Source organism: Paenibacillus sp. YSY-4.3 (genome assembly GCF_054767475.1).
Map to the genome: position 1 here is coordinate 443550 of NZ_BAABMC010000002.1, position 20278 is coordinate 463827.

Genomic DNA, 20278 nt, shown 5'->3' on the forward strand with positions numbered 1-20278 from the left:
CGTTTTCTTATTTTCTACCTCAGGCTTCGTGCACTTCCGCTACTCTCACCTGCTCTGGCTCAGCATCCTGAGTGAAGAACTCTCTTAGCTCGCGGTTACGATAGGCTATAAAACCAACAACGAATAGACCTGCACCAGAAATTACAGCGATATAAGACCAGTCAATCGCCTCCAATGCAGCACCGTATACCCACATGCCGACAGGCACTGCAATAGTTGTCACCGTATTGACCACCCCAAGAATACTAGCTCTGATCCGCTCAGGAATATAGATTTGCACGTAAGAGAGCATAGGGATATTGCCCATCGTATTTAGCGCACCCGTCAGCGCCAAGACGATCATATAACCGGCCATAAACATAATCTTTGCGTTCATATCGAAGATCGGCCATTTCGGGAACATCCACAGGGCGATGACGAATCCTTGCAATTGAATCAGAATGAAAATTTTGTTGGTAATAAATCGATTGACCTTCGGCACCGAAACAATGACGGCACCAATAATAACACCTACCGCTAATGCGGCTTCAATAAACGATAGCTGCTGAGGCGTCATATCCAGCGCTTGATAGACAATAAAGGGAAGGATCAGTGAAACTGCCGGCGCGATAACAAAGTTGACCACGACGAATATCGATAATAAGTACTTGATCGCAGCACGCTGCCTGATGTACTGGTACACCTCCTTCAAACTTTCCACATAAGGCTTGATCTCTCCCAGTTGCTCCTTGCGGGATGAGAATTTCAGCGCCATATTAAGAAATCCTGAAAGGATAAACGCAACCCCTTCGATCAAGAAGATTTTCTCCAGGCCGAATTTACTATAGGCGACAGCCCCGAGCACGGGCCCCAAAATACTGATCAGGGCGCCGATGCTCTGGTTGCTGGAATTCACCGTAGCTACCCGTTCAGGAGCAACGATGTTCGGCACTGACGAATTGATCGTCAATGTAAAGAAGGCCTGGAGCGTGCTCATTATCATCGCATACACGATAAAGAGCAGGATGCTGTCGTGAAAAAATTGAAACATAAACATTAACAGTAAAATCGATGTGCCGCTTAGAAAGTCGGTAGTGACCATAATCCGCTTTTTATTGCTGCGATCCACGAACACGCCGGCAAAAATATTCACGAAGATGCCCGGAATATAAGTAAAACTCAATACCAGAGCGAACATGCTCGCTGAACCGGTAAGATCCAAAATATACAGACTGAGCGCAAAGCGAAAAATGGACGTTCCCAACTCCGTAATTAAGCGGCTTAAACTGAAGATTGCAATATTTCTTGTGTCTCTCATATGTTTATACCTTTCAGTCGTGCAGAAGCATGTCCCTTGATCTGTTTCCGGGCGGCCTCATCCAGCATGCTCTGGATGGATTCGCAGCTCTCTTCTACGGGGAGCGCCAGCGTAATATGAATATGACTGCCCTGATGCCAGGTCATATAGAGAATCCGGTTTGGATTGTCGCAATTCACGCCTTCTGCATCCAAGTATTCTAAATCTGCTTCTTCGCTCAGTTCGCCCAGATAGTTGAAATTGACGGGCATCTCCTCAAAGACGGCGAGCAAAGCATTTCTCGCTTCCATAAAAGCTGGATCCATCGACTCGTTATACAGCAGATTCGCAAAATGAATGTTGTAGTCCGAGGCAGATTGCAGCTTCTTGCTAATCATTTGGCTTTGCATGTCCATATCCTGGTTCCGATGCAGCAGCATGGGAATGTAGTCGATACATTCACCGACGATGTCAAAATAAGCAGCCTCCCCGTACTGTCTTCCGAAATGGGTCATCCACATCGGAATCTGCTCCACACCCAGATATGCGCTAAAAAATTCAACAAAAATGCCCATCGCCAGCTTCCACTTGCTCTCCGCATCCTTATGCCCATTCGCTTGCAAGTCAAGATCGACGCGGTGGTTGACAATCGTTATCTTCGCAGGGTCATCTTCGCTTCGCGCTTGCATTGTCGCAGCGATCTGTCTTGCCGCCGTCCCGAAACTCCGAAGGTCATAGAGCTCATGAAGTTCCTTGGCCGATATCCCTTCAGGGCCTCGCCTAATTTGGGCTATGAAGTCCGTAAACGTCGCACTCTGTTTCGGCTCGGCTGTCTTCCCTTGACGAAGCAGCTCATAGCCTTCGATCACTTGGCTGCGGAGAACCTCATTACTCATGTAATCGAAAATCGTGTGAGAGAACGGGAGCAGCAGTAAATATTCCTTCACATTCTGCTTGACCAGCAGCACGCGGTACATGAGAGGATCTTTGTCCGAATATGGCGTAATAAAAAATTTGTCCATGAGCAACCTCAGAATATCCAGCTGTGTGCCCTGCTCGAATTGGGAAATATCGATCATTGGCAATTCAAGCTGTTGCGGGCACTCATGCAGCCGCCAGAATCCCTCCTGATTTCCATTTCCTTGAACGAGTACGCTGCGCATCACTTCTTCAGCGGATACAATCTGCTGGAGCGTCTGACGCAGCAGTTCCGGCTGAATCGCTTGATTCCATTTCACCATCGTTCCCGATACGTCTTTGTGCTTGAAATGATACATTTGTGAAGGCGATATTCCGTATTCCTTCACGGCCTGCCCGCCCGTGATTCCCTGCGCATAGAGCTCCTGCATGCGCGCGATCGGCTCGAGCATGCCTTCCACCCAAGCAGCGGCTCCTATCTGCTGCAATTGAAGCCGTGCGTTCAGTTCCTCCCGGCTCATGCTCGGATGTTTTGTATCCTCATTCAGCTCCCCAGCATCGATCAAGTAATGCGGGTGTAGACACTCATCCAAATGCTCAGCGATCAACGTCTCAGCTTCCCGCTTCAGCGCTTCATCCAGACCGAATATATGAACGATGAAATATTCCTCGTTCTCGACAAAGTAGGTCTTCCACTCGCATGAACGCTGCAGTCGGCCGCTAAGCCACTGCTCCGCCTTCTGAACATCCGTAATCCGCTGCTTCGCGGCAGGAGCCAACCGCTGCACATAAGCCGCTAATTCGGCTGGGGTCTGATGGGCAAATACCTGGTTGATGCTGATGTTCCATCCACGCTCGACCAGCTTCGATACCATTTGCATCGCCTTTAATGAATGACCTCCGAGCGCAAAGAAATTATCATGGACACTGATCCGCTCGATGCCCATAATTTCCGACCAGACCTGAACGACCATTTGCTCGTACTCATCTCGGGGAGCGGTATATTCCACATCGCCTCCCTGGTATTCCGGTTCAGGAAGCGCTTTGCGATCGACCTTGCCGTTAACGTTCAGCGGAAGCTGCTCCATGAAGACGAATGCGGACGGGATCATATAGTCAGGCAACTGCTGGGCCATATATTCCTTAACAGACGGAGTGGTCAACTCCCCGTCGGCTACCACATAAGCACTGAGGAACTTGTTCGTTTCTTCATAGTCCTTAACGAGAATGACGACTTCTTTGACTGCCGGATGGTTAAGAAGAACACTTTCGATCTCGCCAATTTCAACACGAAACCCTCTGATCTTAACCTGATTGTCCATTCTGCCAATAAATTCGATGGAACCGTCAGGAAGCCATCTTGCCGCATCCCCGGTCCGATATACCCGATCCCCCGGGACAAAAGGACTCGGAATGAATTTTTGCCTGGTCAGCTCTTCATTGTTCATATATCCGCGGGCCACGCCGTCTCCGCCGACCCAGAGCTCGCCAGGTACGCCGACCGGATTGAGGTTCCCGTATTTGTCGACGATATATGCCGTTGAATTGCTGATCGGCGGCCCGATCGGCACGCTTTTCTCATAAGCCTCTTCGATAATGAAGCAGCAGGAGAACGAAGTGTTCTCCGTGGGCCCGTACCCGTTTACAACGGTCAACTGCCCACAGTGCTCCCTCACAAGCTGGATATGCTTCGGAGAGAGAATATCTCCGCCGACGATCAAGTAACTAACCGTACGGAACATATCCGGCTTTTGCTGAGCGAACTGGGTAAATAGCGGCGATGTCAGCCATAGCGTCGTGATGCGATGCTGCTGAAGCACGGATTCAACCCGGATCGGATCCAACAGAGTAAATTTATCGACCAAGTACAGACGCGCGCCATTCAGCAATGCTCCCCAAATATCAAATACGCTAACGTCGAATACGGGAGCCGCCGTCTGCAGCACGCGATCCTCTTTCGTGAAGCGCACATAATTCGTATTCCTAACCAGCCGGGCGACGCCAAGGTGCTCGACCATGACCCCCTTGGGCAGCCCCGTAGATCCTGAAGTATACATGACATAAGCTAGATGGCTGGGGTTAGTCTCATGGAGAAGATTAGGCGCATCAAGATCGTCCAGATGCTCGTGCTCCAATACGACGGCTTCTACGCCGTCTATCGCTCTATCTGCGTAACAGCTGCGGGCAAGCAGAATTTTGGCTTCGCTATTTCTAAGGAAATATTCGACCCGATCCATCGGATAATCCGGATCGATCGGAAGATAAGCGCCCCCTGCCTTCAGAATCGCCAGCATACCGATGATCATTTCCAATGTCCGATCCCCGATAATCGCCACGATTCGGTCAGGGCCAACTCCTTTGCCCCGCAAAATTGCGGCAAGTTGATTCGCCTTGGCATTAAGCTCACGGTAAGTCAGCTCGGTATCGCCATAGACAACCGCGATACGATCTGCCTGCTGTTCAGCCTGCTCCTCGAACAGCTCATGGATCGTTTGGCGTGGATAATAAGTTGCCGTATCATTGAAGTCTGCGATAATTTGCCGCCGCTCCTCTTCCAGCAGCAGACCGATGTCGCACAGTCTAATTTCTATGTCTGCCGTAACAGCCCGCAAGATTTGAACATAGTGCGCAATCAAGCGCTCAATCGTATCTTTGCGGAAGAGCTTGACGGCATATTCGACGTCCAAACGGATCTCCGCTCCCTCTTCTGCCGCTGTAACCATCAAATCGAATTTGGATGTGCCGTTATCAAACGGGTACGGATCCATATGCAGACCATCCAGCCGAATCTCCTCTACCCCGACATTATCCACGGCAAACATCGTGTCAAACAGCGGATTGCGGCTTACATCCCGCGCGACCTCCAACTTCTCCAGCAGATCCTCGTACTGAATGAGTTGATTCTCGAACGCCTGCAGTGAATACTCCTTCACTTCCCCCAGAAAATCTTCGAAGCGTTTATGCCCTTCGGGCTGAGTACGGATCGCAAGGGTGTTCACGAACATCCCTATAACGCCCTCCAGCTCCTTCCGCGACCTGCCCGCGGTCGGCGTACCAACGATAATATCCTCCTGGTTCGCATATTTGGATAAGAGGATGTTGTACGCGGCAAGCAGGAACATATACAAGGTAGTCCCTGTCCGCGCAGCCGCTCCGAGTATCCGCGAGCTTAAATCGCTATCGATCCTAACCGTTACGCTGTCCCCTTCGAAGCTCTGCAATTGCGGACGCGCATAATCGGTAGGGAGCGTCAGCACCGGCAATTCTCCCGCGAAGCGCTCCAGCCAATATTGCTCCTGCCGGCCATAGGCTTCCGATTGAAGCATTTTGCTTTGCCATACCGCATAATCCTTATATTCCACCCGCGGTTCCATATCGCCCCGCTCTTTGCCGCTGTACAACAGACTTAGCTCCTCTACCAGCAGGCGAACAGATTCTCCATCGGAGACGATATGGTGCATGTCGATCATCAAGATATGCTTGTCCGCGCCGAGACTTGCCAATCCAGCGCGAATTAACGGCGCCTGCTGCAGGTTGAAAGGCTGAACAAATTGCCGGATGGCCTCCTTGATTCGAGCAGGCTCATCCGCAATGGCCATCTCCCGGATCGCAAATGCGACTTCCGGATGCACGATTTGCACCAGTTCGCCTTCTCTAAGCTGGAACGAGGTTCGGAAGGCTTCATGCCTGCGAATCAAGGCAGCGAATGCCTGCTGCAGCTTGGAGCGATCCAGACTTCCAGACAACTGCAAGACAAAAGGCATATTATACGTCGTTCCGGCACCCTCCAGCTCGTTCAAAATCAGCAGACGTTTTTGCGCAGACGATACCGGGTAAGCCTCCTGTTCCTGAGTGCGTTCAATATACTCGTAAGCCTGCCGCTCCAGCGCATCAATACCAGCGGCCATCTGCTCCAGAATCGGATGGCGGAAGACGCCGCTTAACGGCAGATCAACATGAAAAGTTTCCTTAATGCCAGCTGTCAGTGCCGCGGCCTTCAAGGAGTGACCGCCAAGCTCGAAGAAATGGCTATGCGCCCCGACCTGCTCAACGCCGAGCACATTGGACCAGATCTCAGCCAGTCTCTGTTCGGTTTTATTGCGCGGTGGAACGTCATTATCCGTTGCGACTGAATTGAAGTCAGGCTGCGGCAGCGCACGGCGGTTCACTTTGCCGTTCGCAGTTAGCGGTAATTCCGCAAGGAACACATAATGAACAGGAATCATATATTCCGGCAATTCCTGGGCCAAGCACTCTCTTAGCTCCCGCACCGGCCATTCTTGAGAAGCGGCGATATATGCGCATAACTCTGTTTCTTGCCGCAGGTTCTCTATCGCCAGGACAACAGCCTCCCGGATCCCCTCCTGCTTCAGGAGGACGTTCTCTACCTCGCCCAGCTCGATGCGGTAACCGCGGATTTTAACCTGTTCATCCATCCGGCCTAGATACTCCAGATCCCCTTCCGGCAGCCACCTGGCCAAATCTCCAGTTCGGTACATTTTTTCGCCGGGATAGAAAGGATCATTCGTAAATTTCTCTGCCGTTAAATCAGGCCGGTTCATATACCCTCGAGCCAAGCTGTCTCCGGCAACGCATAGCTCTCCAGGCACCCCGACCGGGAGCAGCTTGTCATTGGCATCCAGTATATAGACCCGCACATTGTCGATCGGCTTGCCGATCGGAATATTGTCGTACTCTCCCTTGACCTTGAATGCCGACGTCACTATGGTGTTCTCCGTCGGGCCATAGTTATTGATAAGCTCATAAGGCGTCGAACGATATACCCTGAGTTTATCTCCCCCCGTAATCAGCATGCGCAGCGAGTCGTTGTCGAGCTGGATGAACTGCTCGCAAACCGCCGTCGGCAAGAAGCTGATTGAAATACGGCTGTTGTTGTAATATTCCGCTAATAATCGTACATCGTAACGAATTTCTTCCGGAATGATATGCAGCTCACTGCCAGACAAGAGGGCCGGGAAAATCTCCCACACCGAAGCGTCGAAGCCGAATCCGGCGTATTTCGTACATTTATCCGAGGCCGTCAGCTTGTAATACGTTTGGTACCAACCGGTCATATTCAGCAAGGAACGATGCTCGATCATAACGCCCTTCGGTTTCCCCGTCGAACCGGAGGTGTAGATGATATAGGCCAGGTCGGATGGCGAGGCATCCACGGATGGCAGCGATGACGATGACGATGATGGCGATGTTGACGAAAGCAGCGGCTGCTCCGTTTCCATTGACAGGGCTAGCGCATCCTCCAAATCAATCGCTTGAATATTCCTTCCGGCCATTGGAACCTTCATATCTTGAGCAAGCATATCTTTCGCTTGCAGCAACCGGCTTTTAGTTAGAAGCAACCCTGCATTGCTATCTTCCAAAATATAAGTTATACGGTCGGCCGGATATTCATGATCGATCGGAAGATAGGCTCCTCCAGCCTTTAACACTGCCAGTACGGCAACGATCATTTCGATCGAGTGCTCAGCCATAATAGCCGTAACCTCGCCCGGCTTAACGCCACACCCCCGAAGCATATGGGCAAGACGGCTCACCATCTCGTCCAGTTCCCGATAAGTCAACCGCTCCTCCTTGAATACGATGGCGGTATGCTCCGGCGTCCGCTCGACCTGTTCCGCAAACAGTTCATAAACCGTCCGGTTGTGCGCGAAGTCTGCGCGGGAACCGTTGAAATCCACCATGACTTGCTGCCGCTCCTCTAGCGACAACAGTTCGATATCTGCGAGCTTCAGCTCTTTACCCGCGGCAATGACTCGCAGCACCTGGACAAAATGCTTCAGCAGCCGCTCAATCGTAGCGCCCTTAAACAATTTGACCGCATACTCTGCGTCGATGAACATCCCTTGCTCCCGCTCGACCACCGTCAAGGTCAAATCGAACTTGGACATTTGGCCTTCCCAAGAGCAGGATTGCACGGTCAGTCCGGATAAATTGGCCTCTTGAATATCGATGTTCTGCAAGGTAAATACCGTATCAAACAGCGGATTGCGGCTCATATCCCGCCTTAAGCCAAGCTGCTCGATGAGATCTTCGTATTGGTAGTCCTGATGCTCGAAAGCCTGCAGCGCCGTTTGCTTCACCTCATTCAGGAAATCCCCGAATGTCTTCTGCGCTCCCGGCTTCAGTCGCAAAGCCAGCGTATTGACGAACATACCGACCGTTTGAAGCACGTCTGCATGGGTTCTGCCCGCCGTTGGAGAACCGATCACGATATCCTCCTGAGCCGAATACTTAGACAGCAATACACCGTAAGCGGCAAGCAAAACCATGTACAAGGTGGTTCCCGTTTCATTAGCAAGCTGCTTCAGCCGGGATGACAGTTCTTGGCCGATTTCTACGGAGGCCACCGCTCCCTCGAAGCTTTGAATTTGCGGACGCGGATAATCGGTCAGCATATTCAGTACCGGAGGCTCCTCGGCGAACTGTTCAAGCCAGTAGCGCTCATGCTGCTGCAAGCCCCCGGAGCCGAGCTGCTTATTTTGCCAGACGGCAAAATCTTTATATTGAATGCGCTGAGCACCTAAATGCTCCAAGCCTTGACCGTTGTATAGCTCGCTGAATTCCTTCACGATGACACTGATGGAAGAGCCGTCAGCGACAATATGATGGATATCGATGACGAGCACATATTGCTCCTCCTGGCGTTTAGCGAGAGCGGCTCGCAGCAAAGGAGCCTGGCCGAGATCGAATGGCGTGACAAATTTTTCGACGATGTCCTCTATATTCCGATCAGGATGAACGTCCAGCTGCTCAATGGCAAAATCAACGCTCTCATGGATTCGCTGAACTGGCTCGCCCTGAAGGAGGGCGAAGGATGTCCGCAAGGACTCATGACGCGCAATCAGCGCTTGAAACGCCTGTTCCAGCCGCTTTACATCAAGCCTGCCCTCGATCTGCATCATAAACGGCATGTTGTATGCGGTATCCATGCCTGTCATTCCATTCAAAATAAACAGCCGTTTCTGTGCTGAGGATACCGGATAATATTCAGCCGCCGGAGCAGGCTCAATGGCAATGTCGACGGCGGCATCCTCCCCTGCTGCATTCCCCCCAATACGGGCCGCCATTTCTGCAAGTACGGGTGCCTGGAACACATCCGCCAGCGGCAGCTGAACCTGAAATTGCTTCTTCACTTCCGAGACCAGCTTCAAAGCCGTCAAAGAGTGGCCTCCCAGCTCAAAGAAATGATCATTCACGCCAGCGGCAGGCACGCCCAGCACATCGCTCCATAGGTCAGCGAGCTTCTGCTCAACCTCATTGCGCGGCGCAACGTAGACCCCTTCATATGCCAAGCTCTCCTCCGGCTCGGGCAGAGCTTGGCGATGAACCTTGCCGTTCGCTGTTAGCGGCAGCTGATCCATGAATACCCAATGGGAAGGGATCATGTAATCGGGAAGATATTCTGACAAATATCCCCTGATTTCTGCTGCACTCAATTCGCCCTCACAAACCAGGTAAGCACATAAGGCCTTGCTGCCTTCGCCTTTGTCCCATACTGTGACGATGGCTTCCTTCACGGCCTTGTGCAGTTGGATCCGGCTTTCAATCTCCCCGATTTCAATGCGGAATCCTCTGATTTTCACCTGATGATCCAGCCGGCCGATGAACTCAATCGTGCCGTCCGGCAGCCAGCTTGCTGCATCTCCCGTACGGTAAATGCGCTCACCTTCCGCAAACGGACTGACCATGAACTTCTCCGAGGTCAGAGCCTCGTTATTGATGTAGCCCCGAGCCACACCTTCGCCCCCAACCCATAATTCTCCCGGCACACCGACGGGGCATAAGTGCCCGTATAAGTCAACGACATAAGCCGTAGAATGAGCAATCGGCCCGCCGATCGGGATGCTCTTCTCCTCATGCGAAGTAATCGTATAGCAGCAGGAGAAGGTCGTATTCTCGGTCGGTCCATACCCATTGATCAGCGTCGTTCCCTCGCACTGCTCCGCCACCCGCTGAATATGCTTGGGCGAGAGAGCATCTCCGCCGACGATCAGATAGCGAAGCGGCTGGAACAACGCCGGCTCCTGCTGGGCCAGTTGATTAAACAGCGGGGAGGTGAGCCACATCGTCGTTATGCTGTATTCGCGAAGCGCTTGTCCCAGCTTCTCTGGCTCCAATATCGATGTCTTATCGATGATATACAGCTCCAGCCCGTTTAGCAGCGCGCCCCATATTTCAAACGTGCACGCATCGAACACGGGAGCCCCCGTTTGCAGGATGCGATCCCCCGGCTGAAACGGTACGTAGTTCGTATTCTGGACAAGACGAACCACATTTTGATGCTCGATCATAACCCCTTTAGGCCGTCCCGTAGAACCTGACGTATACATGACGTAGGCCAAATTTGCAGGATTCACAGGGTACTGCCTCTCTTGGAGCGGCTGCGCCTGGAAGGAGGAGAGCTCCCATTGCGGCTCTATCTCGTCAAGGATGATCACCTCGGCTTCACTCGCCAGGCGTTCCGCGTAGCACCGCGGAGTAACGATCCATTTCGCCTGACTGTCGAGAAGCATATATTCAATGCGGTCGGTCGGGTATTCCGGATCGATGGGCAAATAAGCGCCCCCTGCCTTCAAAATACCCAGCATGCCGATTACCGTATCCACGGAACGTTCCCCAACTAAGCCGACGATCTGATCAGGGCCGACTCCTCTGCTTATGAGCCTGGCTGCAAGCTGATTGGCTTTATCATTCAATTCTGTATACGTCAGATTTTCATCGTAATGAACGATGGCAAGATTTTCAGGAACTCGCTCGACCTGACGCTCGAACAATTGCACGATGGTTTGGTCCCGCGGATACTCACCTGCCGTATCGTTAAACCTGTGTAAGATTAGCTCTCGTTCTTCGCTCGTAATTACTGAAATATCCCGTAGCAGCACATTCGCGTTCTGGCTGACTGTAATCAGCACTTGCTCATAATGCTGGAACAAGCGATCCATCGCCGCCTGCTTATAGCGTGCTGCATTATATTTGAATTTGACCTCGAGGCCTTCGTTCGGCATCAAAATAAGATTGAAATCATAATGCGTCTGTTCGAAATCCTCAAGCTCACTAATGGCAAAAGGTTCTTCCGCTTCTGATTCGTCCAGCGGGTCAGCACTAACCGGATAGTTCTGAAACGCGTAAATATGATCGATTAGGTGCTGTTTCTTCGTTGATAGGGACTGAATTTCTGCAAGTGGATAAAAATCGTAGTTTTGCGTTTCTAGGGAGGTGAGTTGAACTTGTTGTATGAGAGAAGAGAAGGTTTGGCCGCCATGGAAGGTAATCCTGATCGGAACGGTGTTGATGAACAGCCCGAGCATTTGCTCGACCCCCTCTACCTCGGCCGGCCGGCCTGAGGTGACGGAACCGAAGACTACATCCTCGGTTCCGTTGTAACGGCCTAACAGCAGCGCCCAAGCCGACTGGAGCACCGTATTCAGCGTCACTTGATGGGCTTTGGCCAACTGCTCCAGCCGCTGAGCCGTCTCCTCGCATATTTTATAGCTGCGATCAATTTGATCATTCGCCTTCTGGCGCGCCATGCCTTGGTCATGATGTTCCTTGCCGTCCTGGAGGCTAGTCCCGAAGGAAGGAAGCTCAACCGCCGAATCATAACCTTGCAGATAATCGCCCCAATAGCGGCGGGCCTCTTCGCGATCCTGGCGATCCAGCCACTGGATGTAGCTGGCGAAGGGAGGAGCCTCATCCAGCTCCAGGGACACGCCCTGGCTCAGCGCTTTATATACATCGAACAGTTCCTGCACGATCGTTTTCAAGCACCATCCATCCATAATGATATGATGATAGCTCCAAATCAGCTTATAGCGGTGATGCTCCGTGTATTGATCCATTGGCTGATCCGTATGCAGCACAGCCGCCCGCAGCAGCATATCCTTCGCCAAATCGAAGCCCTTCTTCTGATCGGCCTGGATAAAGCGTTGTATATATTGCTCCTGCTCTGCTTTGTCCATTCGGGATATATCTTCGTAAAAGACGGACATACTCCGCTTCTTGAATATAATTTGCTTCGGATTTTTCATATTTTCGTGAAGGAAGTTCAGCCTTAGCACATCGTACTTGTCGATCAGAGCGTTAAAACTTCTCTCCAGCAATCCGACATCCAGATGCCCCGTGACGGTACAGGCAAACTGTTCAAAATAAGCCGTGGACTCTGGATTCAAATAGGAATGGAAGAGCATTCCCTCTTGCATCGGCGTTAGGTTGCATACCCCAGCGATAGACAGCTTTTCGTTCATGACCATCCCACCTCTGAATCTATTTTTTAACTATTGTAAAAATCCATAATGGCTTCCAGTTCTTCGATCGATAAATCGTCTCCAGCCACATCGGAAGGCGTCAGCTCCTGCGACTCTTTGTCTACGCAGTGCTTAATAATCTCGGTCAGCTGCGATTTGAAGTGATTTCCGAAGATCCGGATGTCTGCCTCCGCATATTCCTGAAGGTTATACTCGATAGACATCGTCAGCTGCCCGTCCTCCACGAGTCCTCCGATATTCAAGGCAATTTCCCTCTCAGCCTCCGGACTGACGGTTTGACCGTAAGAAACATCGGATACCTGGAACACGCCCGTATTCACATCATTATCGAATTGGCCTAAGTAGTTGAACTTGATTTCGGGCTCCAATCGGAAATGGATGCTGTCATCCCCTTGTTCGGCAGCAAGATATTTGAGCAGCCCGTGGCCGACACCCTTGTTCGGAATGCGCCGGATACTCTCCTTGACCGACTTGATCTGATAAGAAAGCTCCGCTGTGCCGGGCACGTCCAGCACCACGGGATATATGGATGTAAACCAACCGACGGTTCGGCTGATGTTCACATTTTTAAGAATCTCTTCACGGCCGTGGCCTTCAAGACAAATCAGCACTTTCTCCTCGCCTGTCCACTGCCGGACGGCCCGTCCCAAAGCGGTGAGAAGTATGTCGTTAATTTCCGTGTTGTACGCTCCGTGAACCTTGCCGAGCAATTGCTCTGTCTCAGGCTTGGTCAACTGGAAGGAATGCGTCATATTATCAAGCACCTTCAACGGCCCTACCCGGCGGCCTGATTTAGGCAATGCCTTGACCTCCGCAGATTCGATTTGCTGCCAGTAGGCCAGCTCCTTTTGCATGACTTTGCTTGCAGCATGCTCCTTCAAGCGTTTCGCCCATGTCTGGAAGGAATCCGTTTTGGCGGGAAGCTGGATCGGCTTGCCGCTTGCAGCCTGCTCGTAAGCCAGTGTTAAATCTTCAAATAAAATGCGCCAGGAAATGCCGTCAATCACCAGATGGTGAATAATGATCGCCAGATGGTCGCCGTTGTTCGTATTGAACAGGCCTGCCTTAACTAAAGGACCCCGCTCTAGGTCGATGCTGCCGTGAAGCATGTCAATCTTGCGGGAGATCTCCAGCCTGCCCTCATCCCCATCCGGCACCGTCATAGCAACAAGATCGAACCAGGTACGTTCTGCCTGCCCATCCAGTCCCTCGTTATACTGTGTCCATCCTCCATCATCCCGCTTGAATACCATTCTTAACGCGTCATGATGGCGGGTCAGCTCCGTAAGGACTTGGGACAACAGTTCGATCTGGAACCCATCCCGTTTATATAGAACGACTGCCTGGTTCCAATGATTTACCGGTGTAAATCCGCAGTCGAAGAACCACTTCTGAATCGGCGTAAGCTCAACCTGTCCCTCAATTGGGCCTTGATCAATTTCGCGATGGTCCTGCTGGACGTACTTGGACAATTTGCGAATCTCCGGATTTTGAAATAAATCTTTCATTTTCAGCGTGTAGCCGTAGTTGCTTAATTTAGAGGAAATTTGGATAGCCCGGATCGAATCTCCGCCAAGCTCAAAGAAATTATGGTCGATCCCGATCTGGTTGACGCCAAGCACCTCTTCCCAAATCGCTGCCAATACTTGTTCCAGATCATTGCGCGGCGCGGCATAATCTCCCGCCATCGCTGTGCTCCGATCCGGAGCCGGCAGTGCCGCCCGATCAATCTTGCCGCTGATCAACAGCGGCATTTGCTCCAGCGTGACGAAATAAGCAGGGATCATATAGTTCGGCAGTGTCTTTTCCAAATGATCCTTAAGCTCGCAGAGACAGGCCTCCTCTTGATTCGGGGCAAGTACGTCCAGCACCAGATAAGCGCATAAATATTTGCTTCCGCTCTCATCCTCTCTAGCCAGCACAACTGCTTGCTTGATCTGCGGAACTTGCAAAATGCGGATCTCAATCTCCTCCAGCTCAATGCGGAAGCCCCTGATTTTCACCTGAAAGTCCTTGCGTCCGAGGAATTCCAGGTTTCCGTCAGGAAGCCAGCGCCCTAAATCCCCGGTTCGATATAGACGTAAGCTGGCGTCTGGCTTCTGTATGAAAGGATCTTGCATGAAAGCTTGGCTCGTTCGTTCCGGATCATGAATATATCCCCGGCCTACCCCGATGCCGGACACGCAAATCTCTCCATATACACCGACTGGACATAACTCCATCTGCTCGTCCACTACATAGAGATTAAAATTAGCAAGCGGTTTGCCGATCGGGACAGTCTCCATCCCTTCTGTCAGCTGCTCAGCTACGTATTGGCTGATATCATCCGCTGCCTCCGCCGGCCCATAGGCGTTTACGATTTGAATTCCGGGGTAGAGCTCCAACCATCTCTGAGCCAAATCCGGCTTGATCGTTTCGCCCGTAATCAACAAATGACGGAGTGAAGGCAGCTGTGCCCTTGTCTTTTCCAAGACATCCAGCATCACCGCCAAGTACGATGGAACAACCTCTAGGAGCGTTACCCCGTCCTCGATGACCCCCTCAAGGAACCGCTCCACCTCCAGTACAAGCTCTTGCGAATAAATTGCCGTCGTCCCTCCCAGGGCCAGCGCGCCAAAACATTGCCAAACTGAAATATCAAAACAGATATTGGCGTTTTGAGCGAATACGAGACGTTGATCCAAGCCGAGTTCATCGGCCTCCGCTAGAATGTGATTCAGCAGACCTTTGTGCTCGATCATTACGCCTTTGGGCTTGCCCGTTGATCCAGAGGTGAACAAAATATAAGCCAAACTGTCAGCAGCCGGCACAATACCTAAGTTTTCCGGACTGTCTTCCATTACTTCCGCCGCAATTCTGTCAAGACACACAATTACGCCTGTATACCTTTCCTCTAAACCGTCCTGTAAATATTCGGAGCGGGTAATGAGCACCCGCGCGGCGGAATCCTCCAATATGCCCGCTTTGCGTTCAACGCCGTATTCTATGTCGATCGGAACGTAAGCCCCGCCGGCCTTCCAAATGGCAAGCACACTTTGGATGAAATCGGGCGAACGCTCCAGCATCACCGCCGCTACCGTATCCGCCGGGATACCGCCTAATCGTCTTTGCAAATAACGCCCAAGCCGGTTCGCTCGAGCATTCAGCTCCGCATAGGTCAGCACCTCTCCAGCAATACGGACGGCCGGCTCCTCCGGCTGCTCCAAGGCGAACTGCTCAAATCGTAATGGCACGGTACGGTCGAAATCATAATTGACGACCTTGCCTTGACCGATCGCCAGTATTTCCTTGCGTTCATCCGCTGTAAGCATATCCAGCTTCATGAGCGGCACTTCTGGATCAGCAGCGATATTATGCAGGAGCGCCATATAATGCTGACCAAGCTGCTCTGCGGTAAAGGCAGTAAATAAATCCGTATTGTATTGCAAGTCGAAGTGAATCTCCGAGGCATCCGTGTATACGTCCAGCATAAGATCGAATTTGGAAATATCGTTCTGCAGTTCGTAAGGAGTAAGCAGCATTTCGCCGATATGAATTTCTTGCTGCTCCCGGTCCGTCAAGTTGAACATCGTGTCAAAGAGAGGGTTGCGGCTCGTATCCCGCTCGACATCCAAAAGCTCCACCAATCGTTCGAACGGTAAATCCTGATGGTCGATCGCCGATAAAGTATGATCCTTCACCTCATGAATGAATTGACGGAATGTCTTATGCCGCTTTGGAAAGCTGCGAAGCGCGACCGTATTGATGAACATGCCCAGCATTTGCTGCACATCCTGATGCGTGCGTCCGGCCACGGGCGAGCCAACGACGATGTCCTCTTGCCCCGTATATTTCGACAGCAGGATATTATAGGCCGCTAACAGCACTGCGTATAATGTGGAGCCCGTGTCATTGGCCAGCGCCCGCAGCGACTTGGAAAGTTCATGCGGAAGCACAAATTGCAGCGTACAGCCGTTAAAGGTCTGCATCGGCGGTCTTCTATAATCAAGGGGCATGTTCAGCACAGGCAGCTCGCCGTGATAATGCTCCAGCCAGTAAGCTTCATGCTCCTTCATTTCTTCACCGGCAAGCCGTTCGTTCAGCCAGACCGCATAATCCTTATAATGAATCTCAAGCGGCGCCAACGTGTCGCCACGGTACAACTGCTCCAGTTCATGCAGCATGATAGCTCCCGACAGGCCGTCCGAAATAATATGATGCATATCAATAAGCAGCACGTGCTCCTCCTGAGCAAGCTGGAGCAATTCCATCCGTATTAGTGGTGCTGCCTCTAAATCGAAAGGCTGGATAAACGACGATATCCGCTGATTTACTTCCTCCTTTGCAGCGCCCCTCAACTCCACCACTTCCAGTCTGCATTCCGCCTCGGGATGCACGATTTGCACAAGCTGCCCATCCACCGCGTGAAAGGACGTTCTGAAACACTCGTGACGCTCGATCAACCGGGTTACGATCTGCTGGAATTGCGCTATGTCCAGACGGCCTTGAATACGATAAGCAAACGGCATGTTATACGCCGTTGATCCCGATTCTTCCAGCGTATGGAGCACATACATCCTTCTTTGCGCTGGACTCACCGGGTAGTAATCTTGAACCGGGGCTGGTGTGATAGCGGACGTGCTGCACGGTCTGCCGCCAAGCTCCTCAATGTGCTCTGCCAGCTGCGCTACGGTTGGATATTGGAAAATGTCTTTCACTCTCACATCCGCACCAAGCTCCCCATGTATTCTGGAGACGATGACAGTTGCTTTCAAGGAATGGCCGCCCAAGGCGAAAAAGTCATCCTGAACACTTACCCGCCTTACGTCCAGAACCTCCGCCCAAATCGACACCAGCGCTTCTTCTACGGCGTTCCGGGCAGGCACAAACGGGGCGTCAAGACGATGATGGACGGGTTCCGGAAGCTGGCTGCGGTTAATCTTCCCATTGGCATTATGCGGCATTTCTTCGAGCTGCATAAAAACGGAGGGAATCATATATTCCGGCACACAAGCGCTTAAATACTCCTTTATTTCGGATATGCTCAGATCTATGTTCGCGGTGTAATAAGCGCATAAATACTTCTCGGCTTCGCCGCTTCCCTTCACGAGCACCGCGGCCTCCCGAACCTGTTCATGCTCGGCCAGCCGATGCTCGATTTCCCCAAGCTCAATGCGGAACCCTCTAATTTTGACCTGATGATCCTTACGGCCGACGAATTCGATGTTGCCGTCCGGAAGCCATCTGCCCAAATCGCCCGTTTTATACAATCTAACGCCCGGCTGCAACGCAAAAGGATCCTCCATGAAGGCCTCCTCCGTCCGCTGCGGGTCATTAAGGTAGCCTCTGCCGACCGCAATGCCAGCCACGCAAATTTCACCGATAATCCCCACAGGGCATAAATGCATTTGCCGGTTCACGATATATATCTGAATGTTGGACAATGGTTTGCCAACCGGAATATACTCTCTGTTCTCCGGCGTCTGCTCCATCACATATTGGCAAATATCGTCTGAGGCTTCCGCCGGTCCGTATGCATTGACCATTTTGATTCCGGGACATAGCTCAAACCAGCGTGCAACCAATGCCGGAGTGGCTGCTTCCCCGGTAATCAGCAAATGCTGCAAGTGTTCAAAGCGAAGCGAACGCTCCTCCACCAAATCCAGCAAAACCGCCAAATATGAAGGCACGACCTCAAGCAGTGTCACTTGATCGTGAATCACTTGATTTATGAACTGCTCGGGTGCAAGGATCAGCTCCTCTGGGTATATCGCCGTCGTTCCTCCAAGCACCAAAGCGCCGAAGAACTGCCATACCGAAATATCGAAGCAATGATTCGCCGTTTGGGCAAATACAATGTGCTCGGACAAGCCAAGATCGTCCGCTTCAGCCCAAATATGGTTCAGCATGCCCAAATGCTCGATCATAACCCCTTTAGGTTTACCCGTCGATCCCGAGGTAAAAAGCGTATAAGCCATGTCGGTAATCGCCACCGGGAGATCGAGATCACGGCCGTCCGCTTCCCCCGCCGGAACGATGAGTTTATCCATCTCCACAAAACGGCCCAAGTAATCGGCACGCAGCCCGTCTTCCACATACTTCGATAACGTGACGACGATTTGGGCGTCCGAGTCGGCGATGATCCCTGCCTTCCTGTCCTCGGGATAATGGGCATCTACCGGTATGTAAGCCGCTCCCAATTTCCATATAGCCAGTATGCTCTCAACCATAAGCGGCGAGCGATCCAGCATGACCGCCGCGAAATCGCCTTGTCCGAGCCCTCGTTCCTGAAATACCCGGGCCAGACGATTCGCACTGCGGTTTAACTGGTCGTAGGTGATTTGCTCTCCTTGATAGAGCAGCGCAATTTTATGGGGATGAAGGCGTGTTTGTTCTTCAAACAGCTGATGCGCAGGCTTATCGAATCGATAGCCCTTATCCGTCCGGTTAAACTCGAATAATAACGTTTGTTTTTCCTCTTCGGTAATCATTTCGATATCCCGGACAAGGATTTGCTCATTGCCTAATACTGCCGCCGTGACTTGCTTCAAATGACCTTCCAATCTTCGTAGAAAATCCTCATCGTATATTGTTCCGTTATAGGTGAGCAACACTTCCAGCTCATCCTCGGGAAACACCGTAACGTCCAAATCATAGTTCGTATGCTCCAGCATTTCGCTGTCGGTAATAGCAAGATGCTGTTCCCCATCTCCGTAGGCTGCCGTCTCCAGCGGATAATTCTCGAAAACGACGATATGGTTGATCAGATGCTGCTTAAGCACCGTTCCCGATTGAATATCTGCAAGCGAAACATAGTTGTACCGATTGGCCTCCAAGATTGAATCATGCACCTTATGAAGCAGCTCCCGGAAGGAGGTATGTTCATCGCTCTTGACCCGCAAAGGAACCGTATTAATGAACAGGCCAACCATGCTCTCGATTCCGGGCAGCTCCGGAGGTCTTCCCGATACGACCGAACCGAATACGACATCCTCGCTATGATTGTATTGCTGCAGCAAAATTCCCCACAGCGTATGGAATACCGTACTAAACGTAACCTGATTGTCGACTGCCAGCTTGTGAAGTCTGCGCGTCGTCTCGGCATCCCATTTGAACTGGTATTTGCGATGATCAAAACCCTTCTCTGCAGTCCCTGTGGAAGGAGGGATCGCCGCCTGCAGCTCATAATCGTCCAAATAGTCTCTCCAGTACTGCAAAGCCTCGTCCTGATCCTGCTCACCCAGCCACTGGATATAATCGCTGTAAGGATACGGCGGGGACAGCTGAATCGGGACATTGGCAGCCATAGACTCATAAATATGGAATAAATCCTGGGCAAGAATGCCAAGACACCAGCCGTCCATAATAATATGATGAAATCTCCAAATAATTTGATGGGTGCGTTCGTCGATTCTGAAGATAGCCATTCGAATCAATGATCCCGTCTCCAAGTCGAATCTCTGCTTTTGATCCTGGATTTTATATGCTTCTATCGAGCGCTGCCGCTCATCGCTGGAATAAGCGGATATATCCCTATAATCGATGCGCGGCTCACATTGACTTAGTACGAGTTGCAGCGGCTGTTCAACCTCTGTATAGATGAATACCGTTCTTAACACATCGTATCGTTCAACCAATTTCGCGAAGCTCTGTTCCATCGTTCGGGAACACAACTTCCCTTTGATCGTGAAAGACACATGTTCAAAATACGCTGCGGAATCGGGGTCAACCAGCGAATGGAACAAAATCCCCTCTTGCGTTGGCGTCAGCGGGTATATTTTTTCGATTTCATGGCTGCTCAAATTTGATTCACTCTCCC

At 51.4% G+C, this 20278-nt stretch carries 3 protein-coding genes; all 3 read right to left on the bottom strand.

Going from position 1 to position 20278, the window contains the following annotated elements; translation table 11 throughout:
* Nucleotides 1-19: 19 nt before the first annotated feature.
* The 3 genes from ACYUJT_RS08925 to ACYUJT_RS08935 are packed head-to-tail and all read right to left on the bottom strand — an operon-like array spanning nt 20 to nt 20261.
* Nucleotides 20-1297 (bottom strand): MFS transporter, encoded by a 1278-nt coding sequence (locus ACYUJT_RS08925; RefSeq protein ID WP_460320743.1) that lies wholly within the window; start codon nt 1295-1297, stop codon nt 20-22.
* A complete protein-coding gene (locus tag ACYUJT_RS08930; RefSeq protein ID WP_460320745.1) occupies nt 1294-12459 on the bottom strand; it encodes an amino acid adenylation domain-containing protein in 11166 nt (3721 codons plus the stop codon). The genes ACYUJT_RS08925 and ACYUJT_RS08930 overlap by 4 nt, the downstream gene beginning before the upstream one ends.
* Nucleotides 12460-12485: 26 nt before the next feature.
* A complete protein-coding gene (locus ACYUJT_RS08935) occupies nt 12486-20261 on the bottom strand; it encodes an amino acid adenylation domain-containing protein (RefSeq protein WP_460320748.1) in 7776 nt (2591 codons plus the stop codon).
* Between the last annotated feature and the right edge of the window lie 17 nt (nt 20262-20278).